Raw genomic sequence first — 25,924 nt, 5'->3', positions numbered from 1 at the left:
CGTGACTGGCACCGAATTCACCCTGGGACCGGACGACCGCGCGCATGCCCTGGAGCGCATGCGCACCGAGGAGCTCGACGTCCTCATCATCGGCGGCGGCGTCGTGGGCACGGGTGCCGCGCTGGATGCTGTGACCCGCGGCCTCACCGTCGGCCTCATCGAGGCGCGGGACTACGCCTCCGGCACGTCGAGCCGGTCGACGAAGCTCTTCCACGGCGGGCTGCGCTACCTCGAGCAGTTCGACTTCCACCTCGTCTTCGAGGCGCTCAAGGAACGCGGCCTGGTGCTCAACCGGCTCTGCCCGCACCTGGCCAAGCCGGTGCCGCTCATCTACCCGCTGGAGAACTGGTTCGATCGCGCCTACGTCGGCATGGGCATCGGCGTCTACGACGTCATGGGCGGCGGTCGCGGCGTCCCGCACCACATGAAGCACCTGGGCAAGCGCAAGACGATGCAGTCGTTCCCGTCGGGCAAGGGGACGGCGATCCGGGGCGCGATCCGCTTCTACGAGGGGCAGGTCGACGACGCCCGCCACACCATGATGCTGGCCCGGACCGCCGCCCACTTCGGCGCCTACTGCGCCAACAGCACGCGGGCGGTCGGCTTCCTGCGCGAGGGTGAGCGGGTCGTCGGTGTCCGGGTCAAGGACCTCGAGGGCGGCGACGAGTTCGACATCCGGGCGCAGCAGGTCATCAACGCCGCCGGTGTCTGGACCGACGAGATCCAGCAGATGGTGGGCGGCCGCGGCCAGTTCCGGGTGCGGGCCTCCAAGGGCGTGCACGTGGTGATCCCGCGGAACCGGATCAACTCCGCCACCGGCATCATCGCCCGGACGGCCAAGAGCGTGCTCTTCATCGTGCCGTGGGGCAGCCATTGGATCGTCGGCACCACCGACACCGACTGGGACCTCGACCTCGCGCACCCCGCCGCCAGCCAGCAGGACATCGACTACCTGCTGGAGCAGGCGAACCGGCTGCTGGCCGACCCGCTCACCCGCGAGGACGTCGTCGGCGTCTACGCCGGGCTGCGGCCGCTGCTGGCGGGCGAATCGGACTCGACCTCCAAGCTGTCACGGGAACACGCGGTCTCCTCCCCGGTGCGCGGCCTCACCGTCATCGCCGGCGGTAAGTACACGACCTACCGCGTGATGGCCAAGGACGCCGTCGACTTCGCCGTCCACGACACCGAACGCAAGCTGCCGGAGTCGATCACCGAGAACGTCCCGCTGGTCGGGGCCGACGGCTACCACGCGCTGTGGAACTCGCGGCGCCTCATCGCCTCCCGCACCGGACTGCGGGTGGGACAGGTGGAGCACCTGCTCGGCCGCTACGGCTCGCTGATCGACGAGGTGCTGGCGCTGGTGGAGGAGCGGCCGGAGCTCGCCGAGGAGCTGCCGGGGGCACCGGAGTACCTCAAGGTCGAGGCGCTCTACGGCGCGACGCACGAGGGCGCCCGCCATCTGGAGGACATCCTCACCCGGCGCACCCGGATCTCGATCGAGGTCCCGGACCGGGGCGTGGAAGCCGCCCCGCACGTCGCCGAGCTGATCGCGCCGGTGCTGGGCTGGGACGCCGACACCGTCGCCCGCGAGCTGGAGCACTACGTCCAGCGGGTCGCCGCCGAGCGCGAGTCACAGCACCAGGCCGACGACCAGACCGCGGACTCCGCGCGCCTCGGCGCCCCGGACGTCCGGATGGGCGCCGCCACCTGATCCCGCCTTCCTCGGCGAGTTGGTCGAAATCCGGGGGGATTTTCGACCAACTCGCCGAGGGAGCGGTACAGGGTGGTCACCGCTGGAAGCGGCCCACCAGGTCCTGCAGTTCGGTGCTCATCCCGGCGAGCCCATTCGCCGTCGCCTGTGATTGCTGGGCGTGCTCGGTGGTCTTGCGCGCGATCACCTCGACGCTGCCGATGGAGCGAGAGATGTCGGCAGAACCGGTAGCTGCTTCGGTCACCTGCTGACTGATCTGGGCGGCGGTCACGTTCTGCTCCTCGACCGCGCCGGCGATGGAGATCTGGAACTGGCTGATCTGCGAGATCACCTCGACAACCCCGGCGATGGTCTCGGAGACGGACTGGCTGTCGTCCTGGATCCGCTTGATGCGCTGCGTGATGTCCGCGGTGGCCGAGGCGGTCTGCTCGGCGAGGTTCTTGACCTCGCTGGCGACGACCGCGAACCCGCGGCCCGCCTCACCGGCGCGCGACGCCTCGATCGTCGCGTTCAGGGCCAGCAGGTTGGTCTGGTCGGCCACCGATCGGATGAGCTTGATGACGTCGGTGATCTCGGCGGTCGAGCGGGCCAGCTGGGACACCGTGCTGGTGGTGCTCATGGCGAGGTCGCTCGCCGACGACGCGACCCGGGCCGCCTCGGATGCGCTCTTGGCGATGTCGTTGATCGACGCCCCGAACTGGGTCGAGGCGGCGGCCACACCGGTGACGTGCTCCCTGACGATCTCGGCCGCACCCGCGACCGATTCGGCCTGCGTCGTCGTCTCGTCCGCGGCGGTGGAGATGGAGGTACTCGCCGCCGACATCTGCCGGCTCGCCGTCGTCAACTGCTCGGCGTGCTCGCCGATCTCGCCGATGGTGGCGCGCAGGGTGTCGGTGGCCGTGCTCAGCGCGCGACCGATGTCGCCGAACTCGTCCCGCCCGTCGGGCATCGACCGCGCCCGGACATCGCCGACGGCGAGCGCACGGACCGCGTCGACCGTGCGGCGAGCGTCCCGCCGCGTCACCACGACGGTGGCGACCGTGAACCACAGCGCGGCGAGCAGGCTGACCAGGGTGATGGCGAGAATCAGGTAGAACTGACTCTCGAAACCGTCGATGCGCGCCTGCAACAGCCTGTCAAGCGCTGTCGTTCCGGCCCCGGCGTTCGCGACGGTTGCCGCACCGAGGGCGCTCACGTCCACCGTCTTGCGGCCGGACAAGTCAGCGGCAAGCGCGCCGCGAAGGCCCTGCGCGGCGGTCGCGATAGGACGCAGCTGCTCCAGACGGGATTCGAGATCTGCCTGCGACGTGTGAGTGACGGCGGACTTCCAGTCCGACCGGAGCGCCGACGTCGCGGAGGCGATCTTGCCGGCCAGGACGGCCCGCGCCGCGATATCCTCGTCGGTGGGGGTGCCCGACGGCGGAACGGCGGCGGACGCCGCTGCGCTGAGCACCGAAGGCAGCTGGACCAGTAGGGAGTCCATGACGTAGAAGGAGTCGAGATCGGGGTCGAGCAGCAGGTTCGACTGGTTTCCCACCGCGACGATCAGCTCGGTCAGCTTGCCGGCGAGGTCAGCTCGACCGGCCGCGGAGGTGGTGTTCGCCGCCGCGTTGACCTTCGCCATCACGGACGCCAGGTCGAGATCCGGGTGATCGCGGACAGAGCGGGCCAGCGCGGCGAGGTCGACCGGCCGGTCCGAGAGGGTTCCCGCGAGCGCGAGCAGCGCTGGGCGCAGGACCGAGGCCCCGTCCCGCTCCTTGTCGGCGAAGGCGATCTGCGAGTTGCTCTTGGACAGGTAGGCCTGGCCGAGGACGCAGGTGGGGATCATCAGGACGACGACGAGGATCACCAGCCTGGCCTTGACGGTCAGGCGTGCGATCACGGCCTTGCCCGGGGCCAGGAGAGTGTTCGCGAAGGCGGTCATCGACCGCGGGGAGGTGGCGTCGTCGCCGGGCATGGCATCACTCTCGTCGTTGCCGAATTGCGTACAACCTTTCATCGGCAACGCTCAGCTGCGAATGAAGCACTTCGCCTCGCGAATATTCTTCGGATCGGCTGACGAGCCGATCAGGGGGTGCGTCGGGCGGAGATCCGCGCGATCATCTCCGCCCGGCGCCGGGCCAGCGTGGCCATCTCGTCAGTACGCCGCCGGATCTCAGTGGTGTCGGTGCCGGGAGTGAAGACCATGGCCCAGCCGGTCTCGGCCTCCAGCTCGGGGACCCGCTCGACGATGTCGTCCTGCGCGACGTGGTGGGTGCCGGAGAAGGCGTGACCGTCGTCGACGATGGCAACCAGGACGTGACCCTCGGGGACGTCGGGCAGCGCGGCGACGATGATCTCGGCGTGCTCGGCGAAGACGCCGGCCGCCTTGGCCTTGCCGAGCGCGGCCTCGCGGGCCTCGGGCGAGTAGTCACCGTGGTTGACAGTCATGTCGGAGCCTCTAATCCAAGTCGTCGTGGAGCATGAGTTGCCGCGCCGCCTCGGCCACCGAGCCGGACAGTGACGGGTAGACGCCGACGGTGGCGGCGAGGTGGTTGACCGTCAGCGAGCGCTGGACGGCGAAGGTGACGGGGAAGATCAGCTCCGAGGCACCGGGGGCGACGATCACCGCGCCGATCACCGCGCCGGTGGCGGCACGGCAGTAGAGCTTGACGAAGCCGTCGTCGTGCCCCTGCATCTTGGCGCGGGCGTTGCCGGCCAGCGGCAGCTTGACGATCCGTGCCGGGACCTCGCCCGAGGCCACCTTCGAGTACGGGATGCCGACGGTGGCGATCTCCGGATGGGTGAAGATGTTGGCCGCCACCGTCTTGAGGCGCAGCGGGGCCACCGCCTCACCGAGGGCGTGCCACATCGCGATGCGGCCCTGCATGCCAGCGACCGAGGCGAGCAGCAGCACGCCGGTGCAGTCACCGGCGGCGTAGACCGACGGCACGGAGGTCCGCGACACCCGGTCGACGACGATGAAGCCGTTGCCGTCCACCTCGACCCCGGCGTGTTCGAGCCCGAGCCCGGCGGTGTTCGGCACCGACCCGACGCACATCAGCGCGTGCGATCCGCGCACGCTCCGGCCGTCGACGAGCTCCACCTCGACGCCGTCGCGGTCGCGGCGCACCGCCGCCGCCCGCGCCTGCTTCACCAGGGTGCCGCCGCGGCGGGTGAAGACCTGCTCGATGACGTCGGCGGCATCGGGGTCCTCGCCGGGGAGCACGCGATCACGGCTGGAGACGAGCGTCACGGGCACGCCGGCCTCGCTGTACCCGCTGGCGAATTCGGCGCCGGTGACGCCGGAGCCGATGACGATCAGGTGCTCGGGGACCTCGGTGAGGTCGTAGACGTCGCGCCAGGAGAGGATCCGTTCGCCGTCGGGCTCCGCGCCCGGCAGCACCCGCGGCGTGCCGCCGGTGGCGAGCAGGACGACGTCGGCCTCGATCGTCTCGCGGACGCTGCCGTCCGCGGCGACGACCTCGATGCGGTGCACCCGGCCGTGCTGCTCCTCGGCGAAGCGGCCGCTGCCCTCCAGCACGGTGACCCCGTCGCGGCGCAGCCGGTCGGCGATGTCGGCGGACTGCTGCCGGGCGAGGTCCTTGATCCGCTGGTTGGCCGCGGCGAAGTCCATGTGGACCTCGCCGCCGCCGAGGCTGACGCCGACGCGCGGCGCGTCCCGCAGCGCCGTGATCCGGTCGCTGGTGGAGATCAGCGTCTTGCTCGGGACGCAGTCGGTGAGGACGCAGGCTCCGCCGATGCCGTCGCGATCGACCACGGTGACCGCGGCCCCGAGCTGGGCGGCGACGAGCGCGGACTCGTAACCGGCCGGGCCGCCGCCGATGACGACGATGCGGGTGTCGCTGTCGTGTCCTGTCACGCTGACATTGTCCCCGTGCCGGGCCGGGGCTCGGTACGCTCCCCCCAATGACAGATGTGAGCATCCGATGAGGGAGCGCACAGCATGAGCATCGCGGGCGGGCTGTACGCCGCGTACGGCTCCAACATGGACCCCGAACAGATGCTGGAGCGGTGTCCCCACTCCCCCGCGGCCGGCACGGGATGGTTGCGCGGCTGGCGGATGACCTTCGGCGGCGAGGAGCTGGGCTGGGACGGCTCGCTGCCGATGATCGTCCCCGATCCCGACTCCGCGGTCTTCGTTGCGCTCTACGACGTCTCGCCCCGGGACTGGAAGACGCTGGACTACTGGGAGGCTGCCGACACCGGCCTCTACAACCGCATCAAGCTCCGCGTCGACACCCTTGACGGCGAGGTGCTGGCCAACTTCTACGTGCTGGACGGTTTCGAGGGCGGGCTGCCGTCGGCCCGGATGATCGGCCTGATCGCGGACGCCGCCGAGGCAGCCGGCGCCCCCGCCGACTACGTCGAGGCGATGCGGAACCGCGAGTGCCGCTCGCTCGGGGAGTGACCGCCGCGCGCCGGGCGACTGGACATCCGTCAGCCCCGCGGGACGACCTGCGTCACCCCCGAGACCATCAGACCCGTGGCGCCCGCGGCGAGGCCCGCGTCCGCCTGCCCCCGGTTGGCGACGACGAAGGCGAAGATCCGCTTCCCGGTGGCCCGCACCGTCCGCCACTGCTCCGCCGACGCGTTCCACGGGACGCCGATCATGTCGTAGACGCCCTGCGTCCGCGCGAACGACGACATCGCCGACGGGTAGTAGTAGCCCCACGTCCGGTAGCCGCGGGCTCGGGCAGCGGCGGCCACCGCCGTCGCCGGGCCGTCGGACTTCACCAGGAAGCGGGACGGCCCGCCGTAGCGGTCCAGCAGGTCCAGCAGCGCGTCGGCGTCCCGACCGGACTTGTCGTCGACGACGACCACCCGGTCCCGCGCCACCCGGTCCAGCACGGTCTGCTGCAATCGGGACATGGGCTGGTCGCCGACCGTGGAGCGCAGCGTCGACAGCTCGGCCCAGTCGGTATCGGCGACGACGAGATCGCGGCCGAAGACCTGCTCGGTGGTGGCATCCTCCGAGGCGACCCACACCCCGTCCCGGCTCCGGCGCACCGAGACCTCGAGGGCCAGCGACGGGCTCCACGCCGCAGCGTTCTCGTACGCCAGCGGCGAGGCGACGGGCCAATCCGCGTCGCCGCCGTGGTGGGCTATCCGCGCCACCGGCTCGGAGAGCCAGTGCTGCAGCGGCGTCACCTCGCTGGCCCGAGCCGATCCCTCCCGGCGGATCGCGTCGACCGCCCCCGCCAGGCAGACCGCGATCAGCAACATCACCAGCACGACGGGGAGGCGGTGACGGCGGTGCAGCGGCACGAGGACGGCGGCCATGCGGCCAGTGTGAGCGCAGGATCGATACTGCGACAGCGACGCCACCGGCCCGTTCTCAGAAGTTCGGCGACGAGACACCGCACGGCCTGCCCGGGCAGGCACGACCCCGAAGGACAGCCATGACATCCGGTCGCCTGACCTCCGGTCGCCGGTCCCGGCTGCAGCCGTGGGCGGTGTCGCGCCTGCCTGCCGCGTTGCTGCTCGCCTCGCTGCTCGCCTTCGCCGTGCTGCAGATCGTCGGACCGCGGCTCCCGCTCGGCGACCTGCACATCTACCGGCAGGAGGGCGCGGCCGTCGTGGACGGTCGCTGGCTGTACGGGCCGTTGCCGGGGGTGGACGGGCTGGCAACGTACCCGCCCTTCGCGGCGATCTGCTTCGTGCCGCTCACCGCCCTGCCCATGACCGTGGACGGCATCCTGGTCTCCGGGGCGTCGCTCGTCGTGCTGGGAGTCATCTGCCTGCGCTGTGCGCGCCGCGCGGTACCGGCGGCAGAGGTGTTCGCAGTGGCCGCCGGCTGTGTCGCGCTGACGCTCTGGAGCGAACCGGTCCACAAGACCCTCGACTACGGCCAGGTGAACCTCTTCCTGGTCGGGCTGGTGCTCTGGGATTTCCTCGGCCGGAGGCCGGCCCTGCGCGGAATGGGCGTCGGGCTGGCAATCGGCATCAAGGTCACGCCGGGCGTCTTCGTCCTCTACTACCTGTGCCTGCGGCAGTGGCGGGCCGCGCTGACCGCGCTCGCGACCTTCGCCCTCACCCTGGCCGTCTCCCTGCTCTACGACCGGCGGGCGACGGTCGGCTACTGGACGGACTACCTCTTCTCCAACAAACGCGTCGGCAACGAGCGGGGCGTGGCCAACCAGTCGGTCCACGGTCTGCTCACGCGGCTCTTCGGCGTCGACCTGCCGGCGAGCGTGAACTGGCTGGTCATCGCGGTGGTGCTGGGCAGCGGGCTGGCGCTCGGCACGGCGGCGTACGCCCGCATCTCGCCGCTGTGGGGGCTCGCCACGGTGGCGGTCACCGGCCTGCTCTGCTCGCCGATCTCGTGGAGCCACCACTGGGCCTGGTGGGCGGTGATCGCCGTCGTGACGGTGCGGCGCTCGCCGCTGCTCTTCCTGCTCGGCTGCGTGAGCTTCCAGTCCTACGTCGTCTGGTGGCTGCGGACCGGCGACGGCTCGCCGCTGACACCCACGTGGCGACCGGACCTGCTGCTGGCATCGAACAGCTACGTCGTCTTCGGCCTGGTCTTCCTGGCCTGGACCTGGCGCACGCTCCGGCGACAGCAGAGCGAGGGCTCGTCGTCAGCCGGCGTCGCGCAGCCGGACAGGGCGGGGGCCTGACCGACCGGGGCAGGCGACGTCAGCGAGCGCCGGCGGCAGTGAGGGCGGTCCGGGCCAGGGCGACGGTGTAGCGGACACCGACGGCCAGAGCCGCCTCGTCGATGTCGAAGGTGCCCTGGTGCAGATCGAAGGCCGGGCCACCCGGACGCCGGACACCGAGGCGGGCCAGCGCACCGGGGAGGCTGTCGAGGTACCAGGCGAAGTCCTCACCGCCCATGCTCTGCTCGGTGTCGACGAGGGCGGCCGGACCGAGCGCGGAGACCACCGCACCCCGCTGCAGATCGGCGGCGGCGGGATCGTTGACGACCGGCGGCACCCCGACGGTGTAGGTCGTCGTCGCGGCCACGCCGAGCGGGGCCACGAGCTCGTCGACCAGGGCGCGGACCAACGGCTCCGCGGCGGCCCAGGCATCCCGGTCGAAGACGCGCAGCGTGCCCCGGAGGCGGCCGGACATCGGGATCGCGTTCGCGGCGCGCCCGGCCTGGACCGAACCCCACACCAGCGACATCGCCGCCCGCGGGTCGACGCGGCGTGACAGCACGCCGGGCAACTCGGTGATGAGCCGGCCCGCGGCGTAGACCACGTCCTGGGTCAGATGCGGCCGCGCGGTGTGCCCGCCGGTGCCGGTGAGGGTGACCTCGAGCTGGTCGCAGGCTGCGGTGATCGGTCCGGTCCGCACCCCGACCGTCCCGGTCTCGAGGCGGGGATCGCAGTGCAGCGCGAAGATCTGCCGCGCCCCGGTCAGCACCCCGGAGCGCAGCACCTGCGGCGCCCCGCCGGGCACCGTCTCCTCCGCGGGCTGGAAGACCAGCCGCACCCGGCCCGTGCTCGGTGGCGCGGCGGCGAGCTCCCGCGCCGCGGCCAGCAGGATCGCGGTGTGCGCGTCGTGACCGCAGCCGTGACACATCCCCTCGACCGTCGAGCGGTAGGCCACTGCCTTCTCGTCGGCCAGCGGCAACGCGTCGATGTCGGCCCGCAGCGCGATCACCGGCTCCCCGGCGCCGACGTCGCAGACCGCACCGGTCCCACCCGGCAGCACCTGCGGCGCCAGTCCGACGGCGCGCAGCTGTCCCACGATCAGGTCGGTGGTGCGGTGCTCGGCGAAGGCGAGCTCGGGGTGCGCGTGCAGCTCCCGCCGCAGCGCGACGACGTCGAGGGGCTCGAGCTGTTCGGCTGCGCTCACAGCTCCAGCCCGTCTCGCAGCTCGGCGATCAGCAGGTCGACGACCGGCTCCAGCTTGCCCTCGTGCGCCGCGGCGTGGGCACGCTGCCGCTGGTAGCTGGCGCCCCGCTCGATGAGCCGAGGAATGGCCTCGAGCTCGGCGGTGCAGTCGAGCCGGCGGGCGATGGGCAGCAGGTCGTCCACGAGGTCGGTGATCGCGGTCGTCACCGGCTGGACGCGGCCGGTGTTGTCCACCACGATCTCGGCGTCCAGGCCGTAGCGCGCCGCGCGCCACTTGTTCTCCCGCACCAGCCACGGCCGCGGCTCGGGCAGCTGGTAGCCGTCGTCCAGCTGGCGGTCGAAGCGCTCCACGAGGCACTGCGCGAGCGCGGCGACACAGCTGATCTCGTCCAGGGACGGCAAGCCGTCGCAGATGCGCAGCTCCACCGTGCCGAAGTTGGGGTGGGGGCGGATGTCCCACCACACCTCGCGGATCGATTCGATCGCGTGGGAGTGGATCAGGATGTCCATGTAGCGCTCGAACTCGTCCCAGCCGCCGAGCTGGTACGGCAGCCCGGCCGTGGGCAGCGCCTCGAAGACCTTGGACCGGTAGGAGGCCAGGCCGGTGTCCGAGCCGATCCAGTAGGGCGAGGAGGCCGACAGCGAGAGGAAGTGCGGCAGGTAGGCGAGCAGTCCGTTGACGATGGGGATGGCCTTCTCGGGGGCCCGGATGCCGCAGTGGACGTGGACACCGAAGATCTGCAGCTGCCGCGCCAGCCACTGGTTCCGGTCGATGAGGGAGTGGTAGCGGTCGGTGTCGGTGATGCGCTGTGTCGACCAGTCGGTGATCGGATGCGTTCCGCTGCACATCAGCCCGACGTTGCGGGCGGCGGCCGGGCCCTGCAGCTCGGCGATGGTCCCGGCGAGGTCGGCGCGGGCCTCGGCGACGGTCTGGCAGACGCCGGTGATCACCTCGACGCAGGACTGGAACAGCTCGTGCTTGGCCTTCGGATGCTCGCCGTCGCCTTCGGCCGAGATCTCGGCCAGCAGCGCGTCCGAGGCCCCGGTGAGCTCGCGGGTGTCGAGGTCGACGAGCTCGAGCTCCCACTCGACCCCCAGGCTCGTACGCTGCGACGGCGAGAAGTCGATGTGCATCCCGCTGACTTTAGGCGCTGGCCCCGTAGGGTGGGTGGTGGTGCGCCGGGAAGTCTGGTCGGCAGTGACACTTCCCGACCCTCGAAGGACGCCACCGTGCCGCAGCCGCTGCGCCTCTTCGCCCGAGGCTCGACCGACGAGTCACGCCGGATCGCCGACGTCCTGCGCGGCGAGACCACCGGTGGCGTGCTGCTGCTGGCCGCGGCCCTCGTCGCCCTGGTCTGGGCCAACAGCCCGCTCGCCGACTCCTACGAGCGACTGCGCGATCTCCGGGTGGGACCGTCCGCGCTGCACCTGGACCTGAGCCTCGGCACCTGGGCCGCCGACGGCCTGCTGGCGATCTTCTTCTTCGTCGCGGGGCTCGAGCTGAAGCAGGAGTTCGTCGCCGGCGACCTGCGCGATCCCCGGCGGGCGGCGCTCCCGGTCGCGGCCGCGGTCGGCGGCATGGCGACCCCGGCGTTGATCTTCGTCGTGGTGAACCTGCTCGCCGACGGCGACCTCACCGGCTGGGCGATCCCTACCGCCACGGACATCGCCTTCGCCGTCGCCGTGCTAGCCGTGCTGGGCACGCACCTGCCGTCCGGCCTGCGGACCTTCCTGCTGACGCTCGCCATCGTGGACGATCTGCTGGCGATCACGATCATCGCCATCTTCTACACGCGGGAACTGCACCTGCTCTGGTTCGTGGCGGCGCTGGTCCCGATCGCGCTCTTCGGTGTGCTGGTGCAGCGGCGGGTGCGCAGTCCGTGGTTGTTGCTGCCGCTGGCCGTCGTCGCGTGGGTACTGGTCCACGAGTCGGGGGTGCACGCAACGGTCGCGGGGGTGCTGCTGGCGTTCACCGTGCCGGTGGTGCGGCGCGATCGCGACCCGGAGCGACCCGGCCTGGCCCGTCACCTCGAGCACCGGCTGCGGCCGCTCTCGGCCGGCCTGGCGGTGCCGGTCTTCGCCTTCTTCGCCGCCGGGGTCGCGGTCGGCGGCTGGTCCGGGTTGGGCGACGCGCTGAGCGACCCCGTCGCCCTCGGGGTGATCGCCGGGCTGGTGATCGGCAAGACCGTCGGCATCTCGGCCTCAACGTGGCTGCTGGCGCGCTTCACCCGCGCCGAGCTGGACGACGAGCTCGCGTGGGTGGACGTGATCGGCATGGCCGCCCTGGCGGGGATCGGCTTCACCGTCTCGCTGCTGATCGGTGAGCTGGCCTACGGCGCGGGCAGCGCCGCCGGGGAGCACGTCACCGTCGGCGTCCTCGTCGGATCGCTGCTGGCCGTGGCCTCGGCGGCGGGGATCCTGCGGGTGCGTAACCGGGTGTACCGCCGGATGTGCGAGCGCGAAAGCTGATCGTCACCCGCCGTTAATCCTGCGGGCGCGCTGTGTCCGGGTCGACTGTGAGAACGGGTACACGGCGCCATGACTGTCCGTTTCGTCCCGACCGACGTCCGTACAGTCATGATCAGGTACCGCGCCCGGCGATCCCGGGGCGGTGCCCTTTCCGTCTCGGAAGGAGATCGGAGTGCAGTTCACCGGATTCGAGCTGGACAACACCCGGCGCCGCATCCTGGCCCGACTGGCCGGTGTCGTCACCGGGGCCGCCGTCGCCCTCACCTTCGTCCAGTTCAGCGCCGCCCGCCGGCGCGAGGGTCAGCCCGACTGATCGCGGTCGAGGGCGGCGAGAATGCGCTCCGCCGCCTGATCCGGGGTGAGCTGCTCGTCCCGGACGGCCGCTTCGGCCTGCTGGACGGCCTCGCGCACACCCGCGGCCTGCAGCCGGGCGAGCAGACGGTCCCGGACGAGGTCGCGGGTCCAGGCGACGAGCTGTTCGCTGCGCTTGCGGTCGAAGCCGCCCCGCTCGTCGAGCCACTCCCGGTGACGCCGGACGTGCTTCCAGACCCGGTCCAGGTGGAGGTTGTGCAGCCCGCTGCAGGTGACGACCGGCGTCTGCCAGTCGTCGTCCGGACCGCGCAGGAAGCGCAGCGCGGCCGACAGCTCCCGGCCGGCTCGCTCGGACTCCGTCTCGTGCTGCTCGTCGGCCTTGTTGACGGCGATGACGTCGGCGAGTTCCAGGATGCCGCGCTTCATGCCCTGCAGCTGGTCACCCGTTCGCGCAAGAGTGAGAAAAAGGAAGGTGTCCACCATGTCGGCGACGACGTACTCGCTCTGCCCCACGCCGACGGTCTCGACGAGGACGACGTCGTAACCGGCCGCCTCCATCACGAGCATCGTCTCGCGGGTCGCCTTCGCCACGCCGCCCAGCGTCCCCGCCGAGGGCGAGGGGCGGACGAAGGCGTTGTCGTCCGCGCTGAGCCGGGCCATCCGGGTCTTGTCGCCGAGGATGGAACCGCCGGTTCGGCCGGACGAGGGGTCGACGGCCAGCACGGCCACCCGGTGGCCCTCGGCGATGAGGTTGACGCCGAGCTGGTCGATGAAGGTGGACTTGCCGACGCCGGGGACACCGCTGATGCCGATGCGATCGGCGCCGCCGGTCTCCGGCAGCAGCTCGGCGAGCAGCTGCTGGGCGAGCTCACCGTGATCGGCACGGCGCGACTCGACGAGCGTGATCGCCCGCGCAATCGCCGCCCGTCGCCCCGCCCGGACGCCCTCGGCCAGCTCGGGCACGGAGACCTTCACCATCGCGTTCGTCCTGTTGAGTGGGCCATGGTCAGCTCAGTGGGCCGATCTATCGGCCCACTCGCGCGATATCGGCCCACTCAACCGGCGGGGGCGGAGTCGGCCAGGGCATCGCGCAGCTTGCCGAGCAGCTCCAACGAGGCCTCCGCGATGACCGTGCCGGGTGGATAGATCGCGGCGGCGCCGGCCTCGCGCAGCGCGTCGAAGTCACCGGGCGGGATCACCCCGCCGACGACGATCATGATGTCGTCACGGCCCTGCTCGGCGAGCGCGTCCCGCAGCTCCGGCACCAGCGTCAGGTGACCGGCGGCCAGCGAGTTGACGCCCACCACGTGGACGTCCGCCTCGACGGCCTGCCGCGCGACCTCGGCCGGCGTTTGGAACAGCGGGCCCACGTCCACGTCGAAGCCGAGGTCGGCGAAGGCGGTGGCGAGGACCTTCTGGCCGCGGTCATGGCCGTCCTGTCCCATCTTGGCCATGAGGATGCGGGGCCGGCGACCCTGCTCGTCGGCGAACTCGTCGGTGGCGGCACGCGCCTGCTCGATCAGCTCCACCTCGGCCCCGGCCTCCTCGCGATAGACGCCGGAGATCGTCCGGATCGTCGCCTGGTGCCGACCGTAGACCTTCTCCAGCGCGTCGCTGATCTCACCGACCGTGGCCTTGGCGCGGGCGGCGTCGATGGCCAGGGCCAGCAGGTTGCCGCCCCGCTCGGCGGCGTGGGTGAGCGCGGTGAGCGTGGCCTCGACCTCGTCGGCGTTGCGCTCGGCCCGCAGCCGCTGCAGCTTCTCGGTCTGCTCCCGGCGCACCCCGGCGTTGTCGACCTTGAGGACGTCGAGGTCGTCCTCCTGCGCGAGCCGGTACTTGTTGACGCCGATGAGCGGCTGGCGTCCGGAGTCGATCCGCGCCTGAGTGCGCGCCGCCGCCTCCTCGATGCGCAGCTTCGGCAGACCCTGGTCGATGGCCTTGGCCATGCCGCCAGCCTCCTCGACCTCGGTGATGTGCGCCCAGGCCCGCCGGGCGAGGTCGTAGGTCAGCTTCTCGACGTAGGCCGACCCACCCCACGGGTCGATGACGCGCGTCGTCCCCGATTCCTGCTGCAGCAGCAGCTGGGTGTTGCGCGCGATGCGGGCGCTGAAGTCGGTCGGCAGCGCCAGCGCCTCGTCGAGGGCGTTGGTGTGCAACGACTGCGTGTGACCCTGCGTCGCCGCCATGGCTTCGATGCAGGTGCGGGTGACGTTGTTGAAGACGTCCTGCGCGGTGAGCGACCAGCCCGAGGTCTGCGAGTGGGTGCGCAGCGACAGCGACTTGTCGCTCTTCGGGTCGAACTGGCTGACGAGCTTGGCCCAGAGCAAGCGCCCCGCCCGCAGCTTCGCGACCTCCATGAAGAAGTTCATGCCGATGGCCCAGAAGAAGCTCAGTCGCGGCGCGAACTTGTCGATGTCCAGACCGGCCTCCAGGCCGGCACGGATGTACTCGACGCCGTCGGCGAGGGTGTACGCGAGCTCCAGGTCAGCCGTCGCGCCGGCCTCCTGGATGTGGTAGCCGGAGATCGAGATCGAGTTGAACTTCGGCATGTGCTGCGACGTGAACTCGAAGATGTCGCTGATGATCCGCATCGACGGCTGCGGCGGGTAGATGTAGGTGTTGCGGACCATGAACTCCTTGAGGATGTCGTTCTGGATCGTCCCCGTGAGCTGCTCCGGCTTGACCCCCTGCTCCTCGGCCGCGACGACGTAGAGCGCCAGCACCGGCAGCACCGCGCCGTTCATGGTCATCGAGACGCTCATCCGGTCCAGCGGGATGCCGTCGAAGAGCTGCCGCATGTCGTAGATCGAGTCGATGGCGACGCCGGCCATGCCCACGTCACCGGTGACGCGAGGGTTGTCGCTGTCGTAACCGCGATGCGTCGGCAGGTCGAAGGCGATGGAGAGCCCCTTCTGCCCCATCGCGAGGTTGCGGCGGTAGAAGGCGTTGGACTCCGCCGCCGTCGAGAAGCCGGCGTACTGCCGGATCGTCCAGGGCTGGTTGACGTACATCGTCGGGTACGGACCACGCAGGAACGGCTTGATGCCGGGGTAGGTGCGCAGCGTGTCCAGCTCACCGAGATCGGCCGCCGTGTAGAGCGGGGCGACGTCGATGCCCTCGGGGGTCTGCCAGGCCGATGCGGTGACCTCCGGCGTCGAGGCCGGGATGTCACCCAGCGTCGCGTCGCCGAAATCGGGGATGCTCATGCGCTCACTCCCAGCTCGTCGAAGGCCTCTCGCAACACGGCGACCGCGTCGCAGCCGGCGAAGATGGTCGCGTCGACCCCGTCGTGGTCGCCCTTGCCGGCCAGCCAGATCCGGCTGGCCCCCGCCTCGCGCAGCGCTGCGGCGGCGGGTGCGGCCTCCTCGGCGTAGACCTTGTCCGACGAGCAGAGACAGGCGATCTTTGCGCCGGACTGCGCAAAGTCCTCGACCGGGCCGGTCACGCAGGAGAATCCGCCGGCCTGGAAGAGGTTGGCGGCGAAGCCGGCGCGCGCGCTGTGGACCGCCGGCGGTCCGAGCGTGGCGAGGAAGACGACGGGACGCTCCGGCTGCCCGTCGGCCAGATCGCGCAGCTGCTCGAAGGCCTCGGCGTAGCGCAGCTGCGGCAGCAGCCCGCCCCCGACCGACGACGGCCAGGCGGTGCGCGTCACGGGCGCCTCATCGATGAAGGCGAACTCGCTGACACCGGTGATGGGGGCACGGCGGTGGGCGATGTCGTCGGCGCGACGGCCCCGGACCTCGGCGACCATCGCCTCGAGCGAGCCGTCGCGCAGCTGCGCGAGCGCGCCGCCGCCCCGCTCGATGCCGGTGAAGACCGACCACGCCGCCTCGGCGAGCTGGTCGGTGAGCGACTCGACGAACCAGGAGCCGCCGGCCGGATCGGCGACCCGGGCCAGCGAGGACTCGTCGTGCAGCACGGCCGAGGTGTTGCGGGCGATGCGGCGGCTGAAGTCGTCCGGCAGCCCGATGGCGTGGTCGAAGGGCAGCACCGTGATCGCGTCGGCACCGCCGACGGCCGCGGCGAAGCAGCCGATGGTGCCGCGCAGCAGGTTGACCCACGGGTCGCGCTGGGTGAGGACCGCCTCGGCGGTCACCGCGTGCTGGTACTGCCCGCGCCGCGTCTCGGCGGCACCGCTGAGCTCGGCGACGCGGTCCCAGAGCCGCCGGGCCGCCCGCAGCTTGGCGATGGACGGGAACTGCTCGGCCGTCACCGCGAAGCGGAAGTCGATGAGGGCGAGGGCGTCGTCCACGGCGAACCCGCCGTCGACCAACGCCCGCAGGTAGGCGACCCCGACGGCGGTGGCGATGCCGAGCTCCTGCGCGTCGCTGGCCCCGGCGCGGTGGTAGACGCCGGCATCGACCGTGGCGACGCGCAGGCCGGTGCCGGCCGCCCGGCCGGCGAGATCGGCGAGGGAGGCGAGGTCGGGCTCGGCACCGTCTCGCGCCAGCGCGCCGATCGGATCGTCACCCAGCGAGCCGGCGAGCCGAGCACGTTCCACCCCCCGCTCGTCGGCGAGGGCCAGCAGCGCGTCGGCGGCGGCGACGGTGTCGGCACCGGCGTCCAGGACGATCGGCGCCAGCTCCAGGTAGACGTCCTTCAGGGCGGCCGGGAGGTCGGCGACCGCCAGGCCGCGGTCGCCGACGACGAGCCACAGCGAGGTGGCGCCGGTCTCGAGGTCGTTGAGGACGGCGGCGTTGGTCCGGGCGGCGTCGGGGTCGGCGTGCCGGGTGCGGACGTCCCAGCCGGGTGCGGCGGTGCCGCCGTCGGGATCGTCGCCGGTGTCGGTGAGGGCGACCGGGCCCCGGACGAACGGCGGCCGGCCGGGCGCACCCACCAGCGGTGGCGCGTCGTCGGCGGTGTACAGCGGGGCGATCGTGATGCCGTCGTAGCTGCGGTACGCCAGTGCCGCCTCGGGGTCGCTCGCCTCGGCCGCGCCGGACTTGGCGAGGACGGCGGAGACCAGAGCGCGCCAGGCGTCCCGGTCGGGCGTCGGGAAGTCGGCGGCGAGGGCGAGAGTTGACGGTGCGGCCGGCTCGTCGGGCATTCTCTGGACTCTAGGGGCCGGACCCGCCCGGGGCGATGTCGACGTGGGCGATGTCGCAACCCGCCGTTCGCCGGGGGTTACGCGTCAGTAGGTCTGCTCCACCCGAGAGCCTCAGGCCTCGTCGATGCCGAAGACCGGGGCGAGCCCGGCGATGGTGACGGTGCGCCGAGCCGCCGCGGGGACGGCCTCGAGGCGCAGGCCCTTGCCGAGTTCCTCGGCGTGGTTGCGCAGGTCGATCCAGCAGCCGATTCCGGTGGAGTCAACGAAGGTCAGGCCCGCCAGATCCAGGACCAGCGTCCGGCACGACGGCTCGGCGAGCTCGGAGAGTGCCGAGTCGCGCAGCGTGGGCACGGTGGCCAGGTCGAGGTCACCGTCCAGGCTCAACGTGACGGCGCCACCGTCGTCGCCGTGCTCACGGCGGGCACTGAGGGACAGTGAACTCACGGTCCTACTGTGGCACAGTCACCGATGGAGGCGTCGCAACGACGGCAGGCGTGGGTGGAGGACGAGACGACGTGGCAGCGCCGCTCGAACGGGAGTTCGTCGCCGACGAACACACTCCCACCGCCGCTCGCGTCTACGTCAACGCGGTGATCGCCGGCCTGCTGCCCGCGGCGCTGCCCGACACCCTGCGCGACGACATCGAGCTCGTGATCAGCGAACTGGTCACCAACGCCGTCCGGGCCGCGAGCCCGACCGTGCGCGTCGCCGTCTCCCACGAGCGGCGGCGGCTGGTGCTGCGAGTCGAGGACGAGGGCACCGGCTGGCCGCAGCCGCGCGACGCCGGTATCCACGACACGAACGGTCGTGGGCTGGCTCTGGTCAGCGCGCTCTGCACCTCGTGGGGCGTCACCCTCAGCGCCCCCGGCCGCAAGATCGTCTGGGCCGAGCTGGCCCTCCCGGACTGACCGTTCCGACTGACCGCCCCGGCGGGACGCCCGCGGACAGAGCTCGTGGACAGAGCCGGTTCACAGCTGGCTCACCGTGGACTGCCACCACCGTCGCGCAGGGTGGAGTCATGGGCACACGGACAGACCCGGCGCAGGCGGCATCGCGGCCGTCCTCGCTGACGCCCCGCGAGTACGCCCAGCTCCGCGTCATGCTCCACCAGCAGCAGGAGTTCCGCCGGGAGCAGCTCGCGGCACTGACCCGGCCAGGTACACCCGGCCGGTTCGGCAGCGCGGACGACGAGGTGGCGGCCTCACTGGCCGCGGGCGCGCGGGCCGCGCTCCGGGACGTCCGCGCCGCGCTCGAGCGGATGGCCACCGGCCGCTACGGCCGGTGCACCCGCTGTGATGCGGCCATCGGCCGCGAACGACTCGAGATCCTTCCGCAGGTGGCGATGTGCATGACGTGCCAACGACAAGTCACGACGAGCACGCACGCCGCCCCCGACGCCGCCGGTAGGGGTGCCGGCGCAGTCGCGGTCAGGGCCGCCGGGAACGGCCACGCGGAGGATTGAGGGAGGGCCCCGGCGATGACAAGGCCGGGGCCCGGTCACGCCCGCCGACCCACGCTGCCGCCCCCCGCGGCGCGAGTAGGGTCGGCGGGCGTGACCGGAACACCGATCGACGCCGAGACCGCCGACCCGGCGAGCGCAGCAGCTGCCGCAGCCGCCGCCCTGGCCGAGCGCACCGGCGTGGCCCGCCACGACGTCGCCATCGTCCTGGGCTCGGGGTGGGTGCCGGCCGTCGAGGTCCTGGGCACCCCGAGCGCGGACTTCCCTGTCACCGAGCTGCCCGGCTTCCTGCCGCCCGCTGTCGAGGGTCACGCCGGCCGGGTGCGCTCCATCGACGTGCAGGGCGTGCGCGTCCTCGCCTTCCTCGGACGGACGCACCTCTACGAGGGTCGCGGCGTCGCACCGGTCGTCCACGGCGTCCGGACGGCCGCTGCCGCCGGCTGCCGGGTCGTGGTGCTCACTAACGCCTGTGGCGGCCTCGCGCCGGGACTGTCCGTGGGCGATCCGGTGCTGCTGCGCGACCACCTCAACCTCACCGGCCGCACCCCGCTCGTCGGGCCGCGCTTCGTGGACCTCTCCGACGTCTACGCCGCCCGGCTGCGCGACCTGGTGCACGAGATCGCGCCCGAGATCGCCGAAGGCGTCTACGCCCAGTTCCCCGGCCCGCAGTACGAGACGCCGGCCGAGGTGCGGATGGCCGGCGTGCTCGGCGCCGACCTCGTCGGCATGTCGACGGTGCTCGAAGCGGTCGCCGCCCACGCCGAGGGGTGCGAGATCCTCGGCATCTCGCTGGTCACCAACCTCGCCGCCGGCCTGGGTGACGCGTTGGATCACGAGGAGGTCCTCGCCGTCGGCAAGGCGTCGGCCACCCGGATGGGCGAGCTGCTGAGCCGGGTCATCCCCCGGCTCTAGCCGACCCGTGACCGTCCTGCTCACCGGCGCCGCCGGCAGCATCGGCTCGGTGCTGCGCGCCGGCCTGCCCGCGCTCGGCTGGCAGCTCCGCACGCTGGACCGCGTCGGGGTCCCGGACGCCGGGCCCGGCGACGTCACCGGCGAGCTCACCGACGCCGCCGCCGTCGACCGCGCCGTCGCCGGCTGCGCCGCCGTCGTGCACCTGGCCGGCATCCCCACCGAAGCGCCGTGGCCGCGACTGCGCGAGGCGAACGTCGACGGGCTGATGACGCTCTTCGAGGCCGTCCGCCGGCACGGCGTGCCGCGGGTCGTCTTCGCGTCGTCCAATCACGCCACCGGCTTCACCCCGAACGCCCCGGAGCTGCCGGCCGACGTCGCGCCACGGCCGGACACCCTCTACGGGCTGACCAAGGTCTTCGGCGAGGCCCTCGGGCGGTATCACCACGACCGGTACGGCACCGCCGTGGCCTGCCTGCGGATCGGCACCTTCGCCTCGCGCCCCACCGACGTCCGGTCGCTGGCGACCTGGCTCTCGCCGGACGACTGCGTCCGCCTCGTCGACGCCTGCCTGCGCAGTCCCGACCTCGGCTACGAGCTGGTCTGGGGCGTCTCGGCCAACACCCGCCGCAGCTGGGACCTCGGCCCCGGCCGGCGCCTGGGCTACGAGCCGCACGACGACGCCGAGCAGTACGCCGACCTGGTCACCGACGCGCCGCGCGACTCCGACCGGCTTGTCGGCGGCCGCTTCACCGAGGACGCCGAGACCGCCGTCGATGGTGATATCGCTATCGACAGCGACATCGACCGCACCGAGAGGGACTGAGGGACATGACGCTGCGCGACGAGGTGCGGGCGTGGATCGACGACGAGGTCGACCCGGCCGCCGCGGCTGAGCTGCAGAGACTGCTCGACGCGGGTGACGAGACCGAGCTGGCCGACCGCTTCGCCGGCCCGCTGACCTTCGGCACCGCGGGTCTGCGGGGGCCGCTGCGCGCCGGTCCGAACGGCATGAACCGGGCGGTGGTGCGCCGGGCTGCCGCCGGCCTCGCGGCCTGGCTCGTCGAGCGGGGGGACGCCGGCAGGCCGGTGGTGGTGGGTTACGACGCGCGCCACGGCTCGGCGGACTTCGCCCACGACTCGGCACGCATCCTCGCCGCCGCCGGGTTCGCCGCGTCGGTGCTGCCGCGGGTGCTGCCCACGCCCGTCCTCGCCTTCGCGGTACAGCACCTCGGCGCCGCCGCGGGAATCATGGTCACCGCGTCGCACAACCCGCCGCAGGACAACGGCTACAAGGTGTACGCCGGCGACGGTGCGCAGATCGTCCCGCCGGCGGACCGGGAGATCGAGGCGGCGATCCGGGCCGTGGGACCGACGCGCCAGATCGCGCTCGCCGACGACCACGACGTGCTCGACGACGAGGTGGTGGACGCCTATGTCGCCGCCGTGGCGGGGCTGGCCGGGGACAGCCGCCGGGATCTGTCCATCGTCCACACCGCCATGCACGGGGTCGGCACCGAGACACTGCAGGCCGTCTTCAGCCGCGCCGGTTTCGAGGTCGAGCCGGTGCCCCAGCAACGCGACCCCGACCCCGACTTCCCCACCGTCGCCTTCCCGAACCCGGAGGAGCCCGGCGCCCTGGACCTCGCCCTGGAGCTCGCGCGCGAGCGCGACGCCGATCTCGTGCTGGCCAACGATCCGGACGCCGACCGCTGCGCGGCTGCGGTGCCGGGGCCCGATGGCTGGCAGATGCTGCGCGGCGACGAGGTGGGGGTGCTGCTCGCCGACGCCATGCTGCGCGCCGGCGTCCGGGGCACCTACGCCACCACCATCGTCTCCTCCTCGCTGCTCGGCGTGCTGGCTGCGGCGCACGGCGCCGGCTACGCCGAGACGCTCACCGGGTTCAAGTGGATCTCGCGGGCCGCGCCGGACCTCGTCTACGGGTACGAGGAGGCACTCGGCTACGCCGTCGCCCCGGATCTCGTGCGGGACAAGGACGGCATCAGCGCCGCACTGCGCCTGGCCGTCCTCGCCGCGGAGCTGAAGCGGGCCGGCTCGTCGCTGCGCGCCCGGCTGGACGAGCTGGCCGCCGAGCACGGTCGCTACGTCACCGACCAGGTCTCGGTGCGTGTGGCGCAGCTGTCCGTCATCGCCGACACCATGTCGCGGCTGCGCGCCGAGCCACCGACGACGCTCCTCGGCCGTGCGGTCACCGTCGAGGAGCTGCTGCCGGCCACCGACGGGTTGCGCTGGCGCGTCGACGGCGGCCGGGTCGTCGTCCGGCCGTCGGGCACCGAACCGAAGCTCAAGGCCTATCTGGAGGTGGTCGAGCCGTCGGGCTCGGCCGCCACGGCCGCCGCCACCCTGGCCCGGCTGCGCGACGAGGTGGCGGCGCTGGTCGGGTGAGCGGCGAACGGCGTCAGCCGGTGGGGACGAGCCCGCCGGTGCGCCACTGCGTCCAGCTGACGTTCCAGTCGCCGTAGCCCTGCCCCACCTGCAGGGTGGGGCCGTCGGCGTTGGGGTACTGGACGACGTCGCCGACGCGGGTCTGCCGGTAGAGCTTCCCCGCGTCGCCGGGCAGCATGTTGGTGCAGCCGTTGGACGAGTCGACGCCCCGATCGATGTTCTTGACGTTCCACGGCGCAGCGTGCAGGTACTCGCCGCTGTAGGTGAGTCGCTGCGTGAACCGCACCGCCGGCTCGTAGTAGCCGGGCCCCCGCATCGGGACGGCCCGCCCCTTCTCCATGATCACCTTGATGCCGCGCGTCGTCGGGGTCGATTCCGACCCCAGCGACACCTTGAAGGTGTCGATGCTGCGACCGTCGCTGGTGACGCTGAGCCGGTGACGCTGGTCGTCGACGGTGAGGATGGTGCGGGCGCCGATGCGGAAGTCCAGCGAGGCGAGCTTGCCGTCGCTGCGCAGCCCGTCGCCGAGCGGGGTCCCCGCCGCCGGGAACTGCACGTGGATCTGGCTGTGCGCCGGCCAGTACTGCTGCGGTCGCAGGTGTCCCTCGATGGGACCGCGGCCGGCCTTGGAACGCTGGAAGTACCAGGCCACCGCCAGCGGCTTGCCGTTCGCCGTCGCCTTCGTCGCGGCCTGGAAGGCGCGGGCATCGGTGATCCGCTTCGAGAAGTAGGCGATGACGGGCATGCCGACGCCGTAGGTGTCGCCGTCGGCGTTGAGGGTGGTGATGCGCACCGCGTTCGCGGCGGCGATCGGACCACCGCTCGTACGGTCCCCGCTCGGTCCGGCCGCGACCTGCTGCGAGCCGTCGTCGCTCACCACGACCGCGGTGACACCTGCGGCCACCGCGAGGACGGCAGCGGCGGCGGCCAGCGGCGCCCACCACCGCGTCCGCGGCGATCTCGCAGAGGACGGGGAGAGCTCGAGACGGGAGGCTGACGTGGCCCGCGACGGGTCGGCGAAGCGGGGCAGCGGCGGGGCAGCGTGGTCGTCGAGGGCCCCGCGAGCCCGCGCATCGAAGGCCTCGGCGAGCAGCCGTGCCAGGTCGTCGTCGGTCATGACCCCTCCCCCAGCGTGCTGCGCAGGGTCTTCTGCAGTGACGCCATGCCGCGGCTGGCCGCCGACTTCACGGCGCCGTTGGAGATCCCGAGGGTCTCGGCAATCTCCCGCTCGGAGAGCCCCGACCAGTACCGCAGGATCAGCACCTCGCGCTGGTGCCGCGGCAGTGCGCGGACGGCCTGGAGGGCGGCCCGGTGCTCGTCGCGCAGCAGGACGTCGTCGTCGGCCCCCGCCGTCGCCTCAGGCTCGGCGACCTTGAGGTGCTTGCGGACGGTCTGCCGGCGGCGCAGCACCGAACGCGACAGGTTCACGACCGAGGTCCGGAGGTAACCCAGCGCCGCATCGGGATCCCGGAGCGCCCCGGAGCGCTTGTGGAAGGCGACGAAGGCGTCCTGGACGACATCCTCGGCGCTGGCGACGTCATCGACCATGAGGGTCGCCAACCGCACGAGATAGCGCCAGTGCGCCTGGTAGAGGGCGTTGAGGTCGACGCCGGGGGCCGCCGGAGCAGGGGGCGTCTCGCGCACCCGGTGCTCGTCGGCGGTCACGGGGACCAAGGTTGTCACAAGGGAAGGACGTCCGGCGCCGCCGCGGGGTTGCCTTGCCGGGCACCATGATCAGGTGAGTCCTGCATCTCGTCCCCCGTCCGGACCTCGCGTCGAGCCCGGCCCCGGCCGGGAGTCGGTCTGGGACTACCCCCGGCCGCCGGCCTGCGTCCCGTCCGAGCGGCACGTGATCGTCCGGGCCGGCGATGTCGTCGTCGCGGACTCACGGCGGGCGCATCGCGTCCTGGAGACCAGCCACCCGCCGACCTGGTACCTGCCGCGTGCCGATGTCGACGCCGCACTGCTGCGCCCCTCGACGCGCGGCGGCTCGATGTGCGAGTGGAAGGGCGAGGCCACCTACTGGGACGTCGTCCTGCCCGACCGGGTGATCGAGGCGCAGGCCTGGTCCTACGAGCGGCCGGTCCCCCGCTTCGCCGCGATCGCCGGGGCGCTGACCTTCTACCCGTCGGCCTTCGCCTGCTCCGTGGACGGCGAGGCCGTCCGGCCGCAGGAGGGCGGCTTCTACGGCGGCTGGATCACCGACGATGTCGTGGGTCCGTTCAAGGGCGGGCCGGGCACGTGGGGCTGGTGAGGCGGCTCGGCGCGGTGCTGGCCGCCGTCGTGCTGGCCGGCTGCGCGTCGGGGTCCGTGGCCGACGCCCGTCCCGCGGTGCGACTGCCGCCGAAGGCGGGGGTGGCCGACTACCAGCTCGGCGGCTCGTACCCGCCGGTGACGCAGGTCCGCATCGTCGACCGCGACCGCAGCTCCCGGCCGGTCGGAGGCCGCTACAACATCTGCTACGTCAACGCCTTCCAGACCCAGCCGGACGAGAACAGGTTCTGGACGGCGAAGCACGCCTCGCTGCTGCTGCGGGTCGGCGGCCGGCTGGTGCAGGACCCCAACTGGCCCGGCGAGCACATCCTCGACACCTCGACCGCGGCGAAGCGGAAGGCCCTGCTGCGCATCGTCGGCGGCTGGTTCGACGGCTGCGCCAAGCGCGGCTTCGACGCCGTCGAGCCGGACAACCTCGACTCCTGGACGCGGCGCGGCGTGCGGGGCGCGATCACCCGTGCCGACAATCTCGCCTTCGCAGGCGCCCTCGTGAAGCGAGCGCACGCCCGCGGCCTGGCCATCGCGCAGAAGAACACCGTCGAGGTCTCGCGGCAGGCCCGGCGCCTCGGCTTCGACTTCGCCGTGGCCGAGGAGTGCGAGGTCTACCGGGAGTGCGGCGGCTACACCAGGTACTACGGGTCGCGTGTGATCGAGATCGAGTACAGCGACACCCCGCGCTCGGCCTACAGCCGAGCCTGCGCGCAGCGGCACGGGCGGATGTCCATCCTGCTCCGTGACCGGGACGTCGTCCCGCGTGGGCACCGGGGATACGTCTTCCGGTACTGCTGACGTGCGAGCGTCCGGACCCGCTGACGTGGCCCACCGAGTCGACGGTCCGGACCCGCTAACGCGGCCCACCGAGCCGACGGTTCGGATCCGCTAGCGCGGTCCGAACTGCCGGTCGCCGGCGTCACCGAGGCCAGGGACGATGTAGGCGTTCTCGTTCAGGCGCTCGTCGATGCTGGCGGTGAAGAGCCGGATCGGTAGCCCCGACGCCTCGAGCGCTGCGTGCCCCTCCGGGGCGACGAGGGCGCAGACCACGGTGAGCTCGGTGGCACCGCGCTCGGCGAGCAGGTGCAGGCAGTGCAGCAGCGAACCACCGGTCGCGAGCATCGGGTCCAGGACGAACACCGGCCGTCCGGCCAGCGACTCCGGCAGCGAGGCCATGTACGGCGTCGGCTCGTGGGTCCGCTCGTCGCGAGCCAGGCCGACGAAGCCCATCTGCGACTCCGGCAGCAGGTTGAAGGCGGCCTCGGCCATCCCGAGGCCGGCACGCAGCACCGGCACCAGCAGCGGCGGGTTGGCGATGGCCGTCCCCGTCGTCGCCGAGACCGGTGTCTCGATCGGGATGCCGGCGGGCTCGAGGTCGCGGGCCGCCTCGTAGACGAGCAGGGTGGCCAGCTCACGAAGGGCCGCGCGGAACTCGGCGTTGCTGCTGGTCTTGTCGCGCATCACGGTCAGCCGCGCCTGGACGATGGGGTGTTCGACGACGCTGGTCTGCATGCCCCGACCCTATGACCTGGCTTCGGCGTCGG

Annotated in this window: 25 protein-coding genes; 12 read left to right on the top strand and 13 right to left on the bottom strand. The window is 72.3% G+C overall.

Annotated elements, in window-relative coordinates:
- The first annotated feature begins 58 nt into the window (after positions 1-58).
- Positions 59-1,711, top strand: coding sequence for a glycerol-3-phosphate dehydrogenase/oxidase (locus tag AC0NZQ_RS06085; protein WP_474529435.1), 1,653 nt, complete (start codon positions 59-61; stop codon positions 1,709-1,711).
- 76 nt (positions 1,712-1,787) lie between these two features.
- On the opposite strand, the gene AC0NZQ_RS06080 is transcribed toward AC0NZQ_RS06085, so the two are convergent.
- The 3 genes from AC0NZQ_RS06080 to AC0NZQ_RS06070 form a co-directional block, all read right to left on the bottom strand.
- The gene (locus AC0NZQ_RS06080) at positions 1,788-3,668 is read right to left on the bottom strand and encodes a methyl-accepting chemotaxis protein (RefSeq protein ID WP_474528762.1); all 1,881 of its coding nucleotides are present in this window, start codon (positions 3,666-3,668) and stop codon (positions 1,788-1,790) included.
- Positions 3,669-3,778: 110 nt separating this feature from the next.
- Positions 3,779-4,141: a hypothetical protein gene (locus tag AC0NZQ_RS06075; protein WP_474528761.1), complete on the bottom strand. Its 363-nt coding sequence runs from the start codon at positions 4,139-4,141 to the stop codon at positions 3,779-3,781.
- Between the two features lie 10 nt (positions 4,142-4,151).
- Positions 4,152-5,573 (bottom strand): NAD(P)H-quinone dehydrogenase, encoded by a 1,422-nt coding sequence (locus AC0NZQ_RS06070; RefSeq protein WP_474528760.1) that lies wholly within the window; start codon positions 5,571-5,573, stop codon positions 4,152-4,154.
- 84 nt (positions 5,574-5,657) lie between these two features.
- On the opposite strand from AC0NZQ_RS06070, the gene AC0NZQ_RS06065 reads away from it, so the two are divergent.
- Positions 5,658-6,122, top strand: coding sequence for a gamma-glutamylcyclotransferase family protein (locus AC0NZQ_RS06065; RefSeq protein WP_474528759.1), 465 nt, complete (start codon positions 5,658-5,660; stop codon positions 6,120-6,122).
- A 29-nt stretch (positions 6,123-6,151) separates the two neighbouring features.
- Here AC0NZQ_RS06065 and AC0NZQ_RS06060 read toward each other — a convergent pair whose 3' ends face one another.
- A complete protein-coding gene (locus tag AC0NZQ_RS06060; protein WP_474528758.1) occupies positions 6,152-6,994 on the bottom strand; it encodes a glycerophosphodiester phosphodiesterase family protein in 843 nt (280 codons plus the stop codon).
- A gap of 119 nt (positions 6,995-7,113) precedes the next feature.
- Here AC0NZQ_RS06060 and AC0NZQ_RS06055 point away from each other — a divergent pair, with 119 nt between their 5' ends.
- Positions 7,114-8,331 (top strand): glycosyltransferase 87 family protein, encoded by a 1,218-nt coding sequence (locus tag AC0NZQ_RS06055; protein WP_474528757.1) that lies wholly within the window; start codon positions 7,114-7,116, stop codon positions 8,329-8,331.
- 19 nt (positions 8,332-8,350) lie between these two features.
- On the opposite strand, the gene AC0NZQ_RS06050 is transcribed toward AC0NZQ_RS06055, so the two are convergent.
- Positions 8,351-9,514 (bottom strand): amidohydrolase, encoded by a 1,164-nt coding sequence (locus AC0NZQ_RS06050; protein WP_474528756.1) that lies wholly within the window; start codon positions 9,512-9,514, stop codon positions 8,351-8,353.
- A complete protein-coding gene (locus AC0NZQ_RS06045; RefSeq protein ID WP_474528755.1) occupies positions 9,511-10,647 on the bottom strand; it encodes a glutamate--cysteine ligase in 1,137 nt (378 codons plus the stop codon). The genes AC0NZQ_RS06050 and AC0NZQ_RS06045 overlap by 4 nt, the downstream gene beginning before the upstream one ends.
- Positions 10,648-10,743: 96 nt before the next feature.
- Here AC0NZQ_RS06045 and nhaA point away from each other — a divergent pair, with 96 nt between their 5' ends.
- Together nhaA and AC0NZQ_RS06035 are read left to right on the top strand one after the other, a co-directional pair.
- The gene (gene nhaA / locus AC0NZQ_RS06040; RefSeq protein WP_474528754.1) at positions 10,744-11,982 is read left to right on the top strand and encodes a Na+/H+ antiporter NhaA; all 1,239 of its coding nucleotides are present in this window, start codon (positions 10,744-10,746) and stop codon (positions 11,980-11,982) included.
- 172 nt (positions 11,983-12,154) lie between these two features.
- The gene (locus AC0NZQ_RS06035; RefSeq protein ID WP_474528753.1) at positions 12,155-12,295 is read left to right on the top strand and encodes a hypothetical protein; all 141 of its coding nucleotides are present in this window, start codon (positions 12,155-12,157) and stop codon (positions 12,293-12,295) included.
- On the opposite strand, the gene meaB is transcribed toward AC0NZQ_RS06035, so the two are convergent.
- From meaB to AC0NZQ_RS06015, 4 genes are all read right to left on the bottom strand, one after another.
- Complete coding sequence (meaB, locus tag AC0NZQ_RS06030) at positions 12,283-13,272, bottom strand: methylmalonyl Co-A mutase-associated GTPase MeaB (protein ID WP_474528752.1); 990 nt, start codon at positions 13,270-13,272, stop codon at positions 12,283-12,285. The two genes, AC0NZQ_RS06035 and meaB, sit on opposite strands and share 13 nt — an antisense overlap.
- A 77-nt stretch (positions 13,273-13,349) precedes the next feature.
- On the bottom strand, positions 13,350-15,500 hold the full coding sequence (gene scpA / locus AC0NZQ_RS06025) for a methylmalonyl-CoA mutase (protein ID WP_474528751.1): 2,151 nt from the start codon (positions 15,498-15,500) through the stop codon (positions 13,350-13,352).
- Positions 15,497-17,341, bottom strand: a complete 1,845-nt coding sequence (locus tag AC0NZQ_RS06020) for a methylmalonyl-CoA mutase family protein (protein ID WP_474528750.1) — start codon at positions 17,339-17,341, stop codon at positions 15,497-15,499. Before AC0NZQ_RS06020 ends, scpA begins: the two co-directional genes overlap by 4 nt.
- 111 nt (positions 17,342-17,452) lie before the next feature.
- Positions 17,453-17,785, bottom strand: a complete 333-nt coding sequence (locus tag AC0NZQ_RS06015; RefSeq protein WP_474528749.1) for an STAS domain-containing protein — start codon at positions 17,783-17,785, stop codon at positions 17,453-17,455.
- Positions 17,786-17,856: 71 nt separating this feature from the next.
- Between AC0NZQ_RS06015 and AC0NZQ_RS06010 the strand changes: the two genes are divergently transcribed.
- The 5 genes from AC0NZQ_RS06010 to AC0NZQ_RS05990 all read left to right on the top strand — a co-directional run bounded on the left by AC0NZQ_RS06010 (position 17,857) and on the right by AC0NZQ_RS05990 (position 22,115).
- Entirely contained in the window at positions 17,857-18,249 is a 393-nt protein-coding gene (locus AC0NZQ_RS06010; protein WP_474528747.1) for an ATP-binding protein, read from the top strand.
- A gap of 110 nt (positions 18,250-18,359) precedes the next feature.
- Positions 18,360-18,803: a TraR/DksA family transcriptional regulator gene (locus AC0NZQ_RS06005; protein WP_474528746.1), complete on the top strand. Its 444-nt coding sequence runs from the start codon at positions 18,360-18,362 to the stop codon at positions 18,801-18,803.
- Between the two features lie 90 nt (positions 18,804-18,893).
- The gene (locus AC0NZQ_RS06000; protein WP_474528745.1) at positions 18,894-19,712 is read left to right on the top strand and encodes a purine-nucleoside phosphorylase; all 819 of its coding nucleotides are present in this window, start codon (positions 18,894-18,896) and stop codon (positions 19,710-19,712) included.
- A gap of 7 nt (positions 19,713-19,719) precedes the next feature.
- Positions 19,720-20,535 (top strand): NAD-dependent epimerase/dehydratase family protein, encoded by an 816-nt coding sequence (locus tag AC0NZQ_RS05995; protein ID WP_474528744.1) that lies wholly within the window; start codon positions 19,720-19,722, stop codon positions 20,533-20,535.
- A gap of 5 nt (positions 20,536-20,540) precedes the next feature.
- Positions 20,541-22,115, top strand: coding sequence for a phospho-sugar mutase (locus AC0NZQ_RS05990; RefSeq protein WP_474528743.1), 1,575 nt, complete (start codon positions 20,541-20,543; stop codon positions 22,113-22,115).
- 13 nt (positions 22,116-22,128) lie between these two features.
- Here AC0NZQ_RS05990 and AC0NZQ_RS05985 read toward each other — a convergent pair whose 3' ends face one another.
- Both AC0NZQ_RS05985 and AC0NZQ_RS05980 read right to left on the bottom strand, forming a co-directional pair.
- A complete protein-coding gene (locus AC0NZQ_RS05985) occupies positions 22,129-23,232 on the bottom strand; it encodes a L,D-transpeptidase (protein WP_474528742.1) in 1,104 nt (367 codons plus the stop codon).
- Positions 23,229-23,780, bottom strand: a complete 552-nt coding sequence (locus AC0NZQ_RS05980; protein WP_474528741.1) for an RNA polymerase sigma factor — start codon at positions 23,778-23,780, stop codon at positions 23,229-23,231. The genes AC0NZQ_RS05985 and AC0NZQ_RS05980 overlap by 4 nt, the downstream gene beginning before the upstream one ends.
- Positions 23,781-23,853: 73 nt before the next feature.
- On the opposite strand from AC0NZQ_RS05980, the gene AC0NZQ_RS05975 reads away from it, so the two are divergent.
- Both AC0NZQ_RS05975 and AC0NZQ_RS05970 read left to right on the top strand, forming a co-directional pair.
- Positions 23,854-24,369, top strand: coding sequence for a DUF427 domain-containing protein (locus AC0NZQ_RS05975; RefSeq protein ID WP_474528740.1), 516 nt, complete (start codon positions 23,854-23,856; stop codon positions 24,367-24,369).
- Positions 24,366-25,178: an endo alpha-1,4 polygalactosaminidase gene (locus tag AC0NZQ_RS05970; RefSeq protein WP_474528739.1), complete on the top strand. Its 813-nt coding sequence runs from the start codon at positions 24,366-24,368 to the stop codon at positions 25,176-25,178. Before AC0NZQ_RS05975 ends, AC0NZQ_RS05970 begins: the two co-directional genes overlap by 4 nt.
- 90 nt (positions 25,179-25,268) lie before the next feature.
- Here AC0NZQ_RS05970 and upp read toward each other — a convergent pair whose 3' ends face one another.
- On the bottom strand, positions 25,269-25,892 hold the full coding sequence (gene upp / locus AC0NZQ_RS05965) for a uracil phosphoribosyltransferase (protein WP_474528738.1): 624 nt from the start codon (positions 25,890-25,892) through the stop codon (positions 25,269-25,271).
- Positions 25,893-25,924 lie beyond the last annotated feature (32 nt).

The sequence above is a fragment of the Jatrophihabitans sp. sgz311053 genome (genome assembly GCF_056135305.1).
This window is presented reverse-complemented; position numbering and strand designations above follow the sequence as displayed.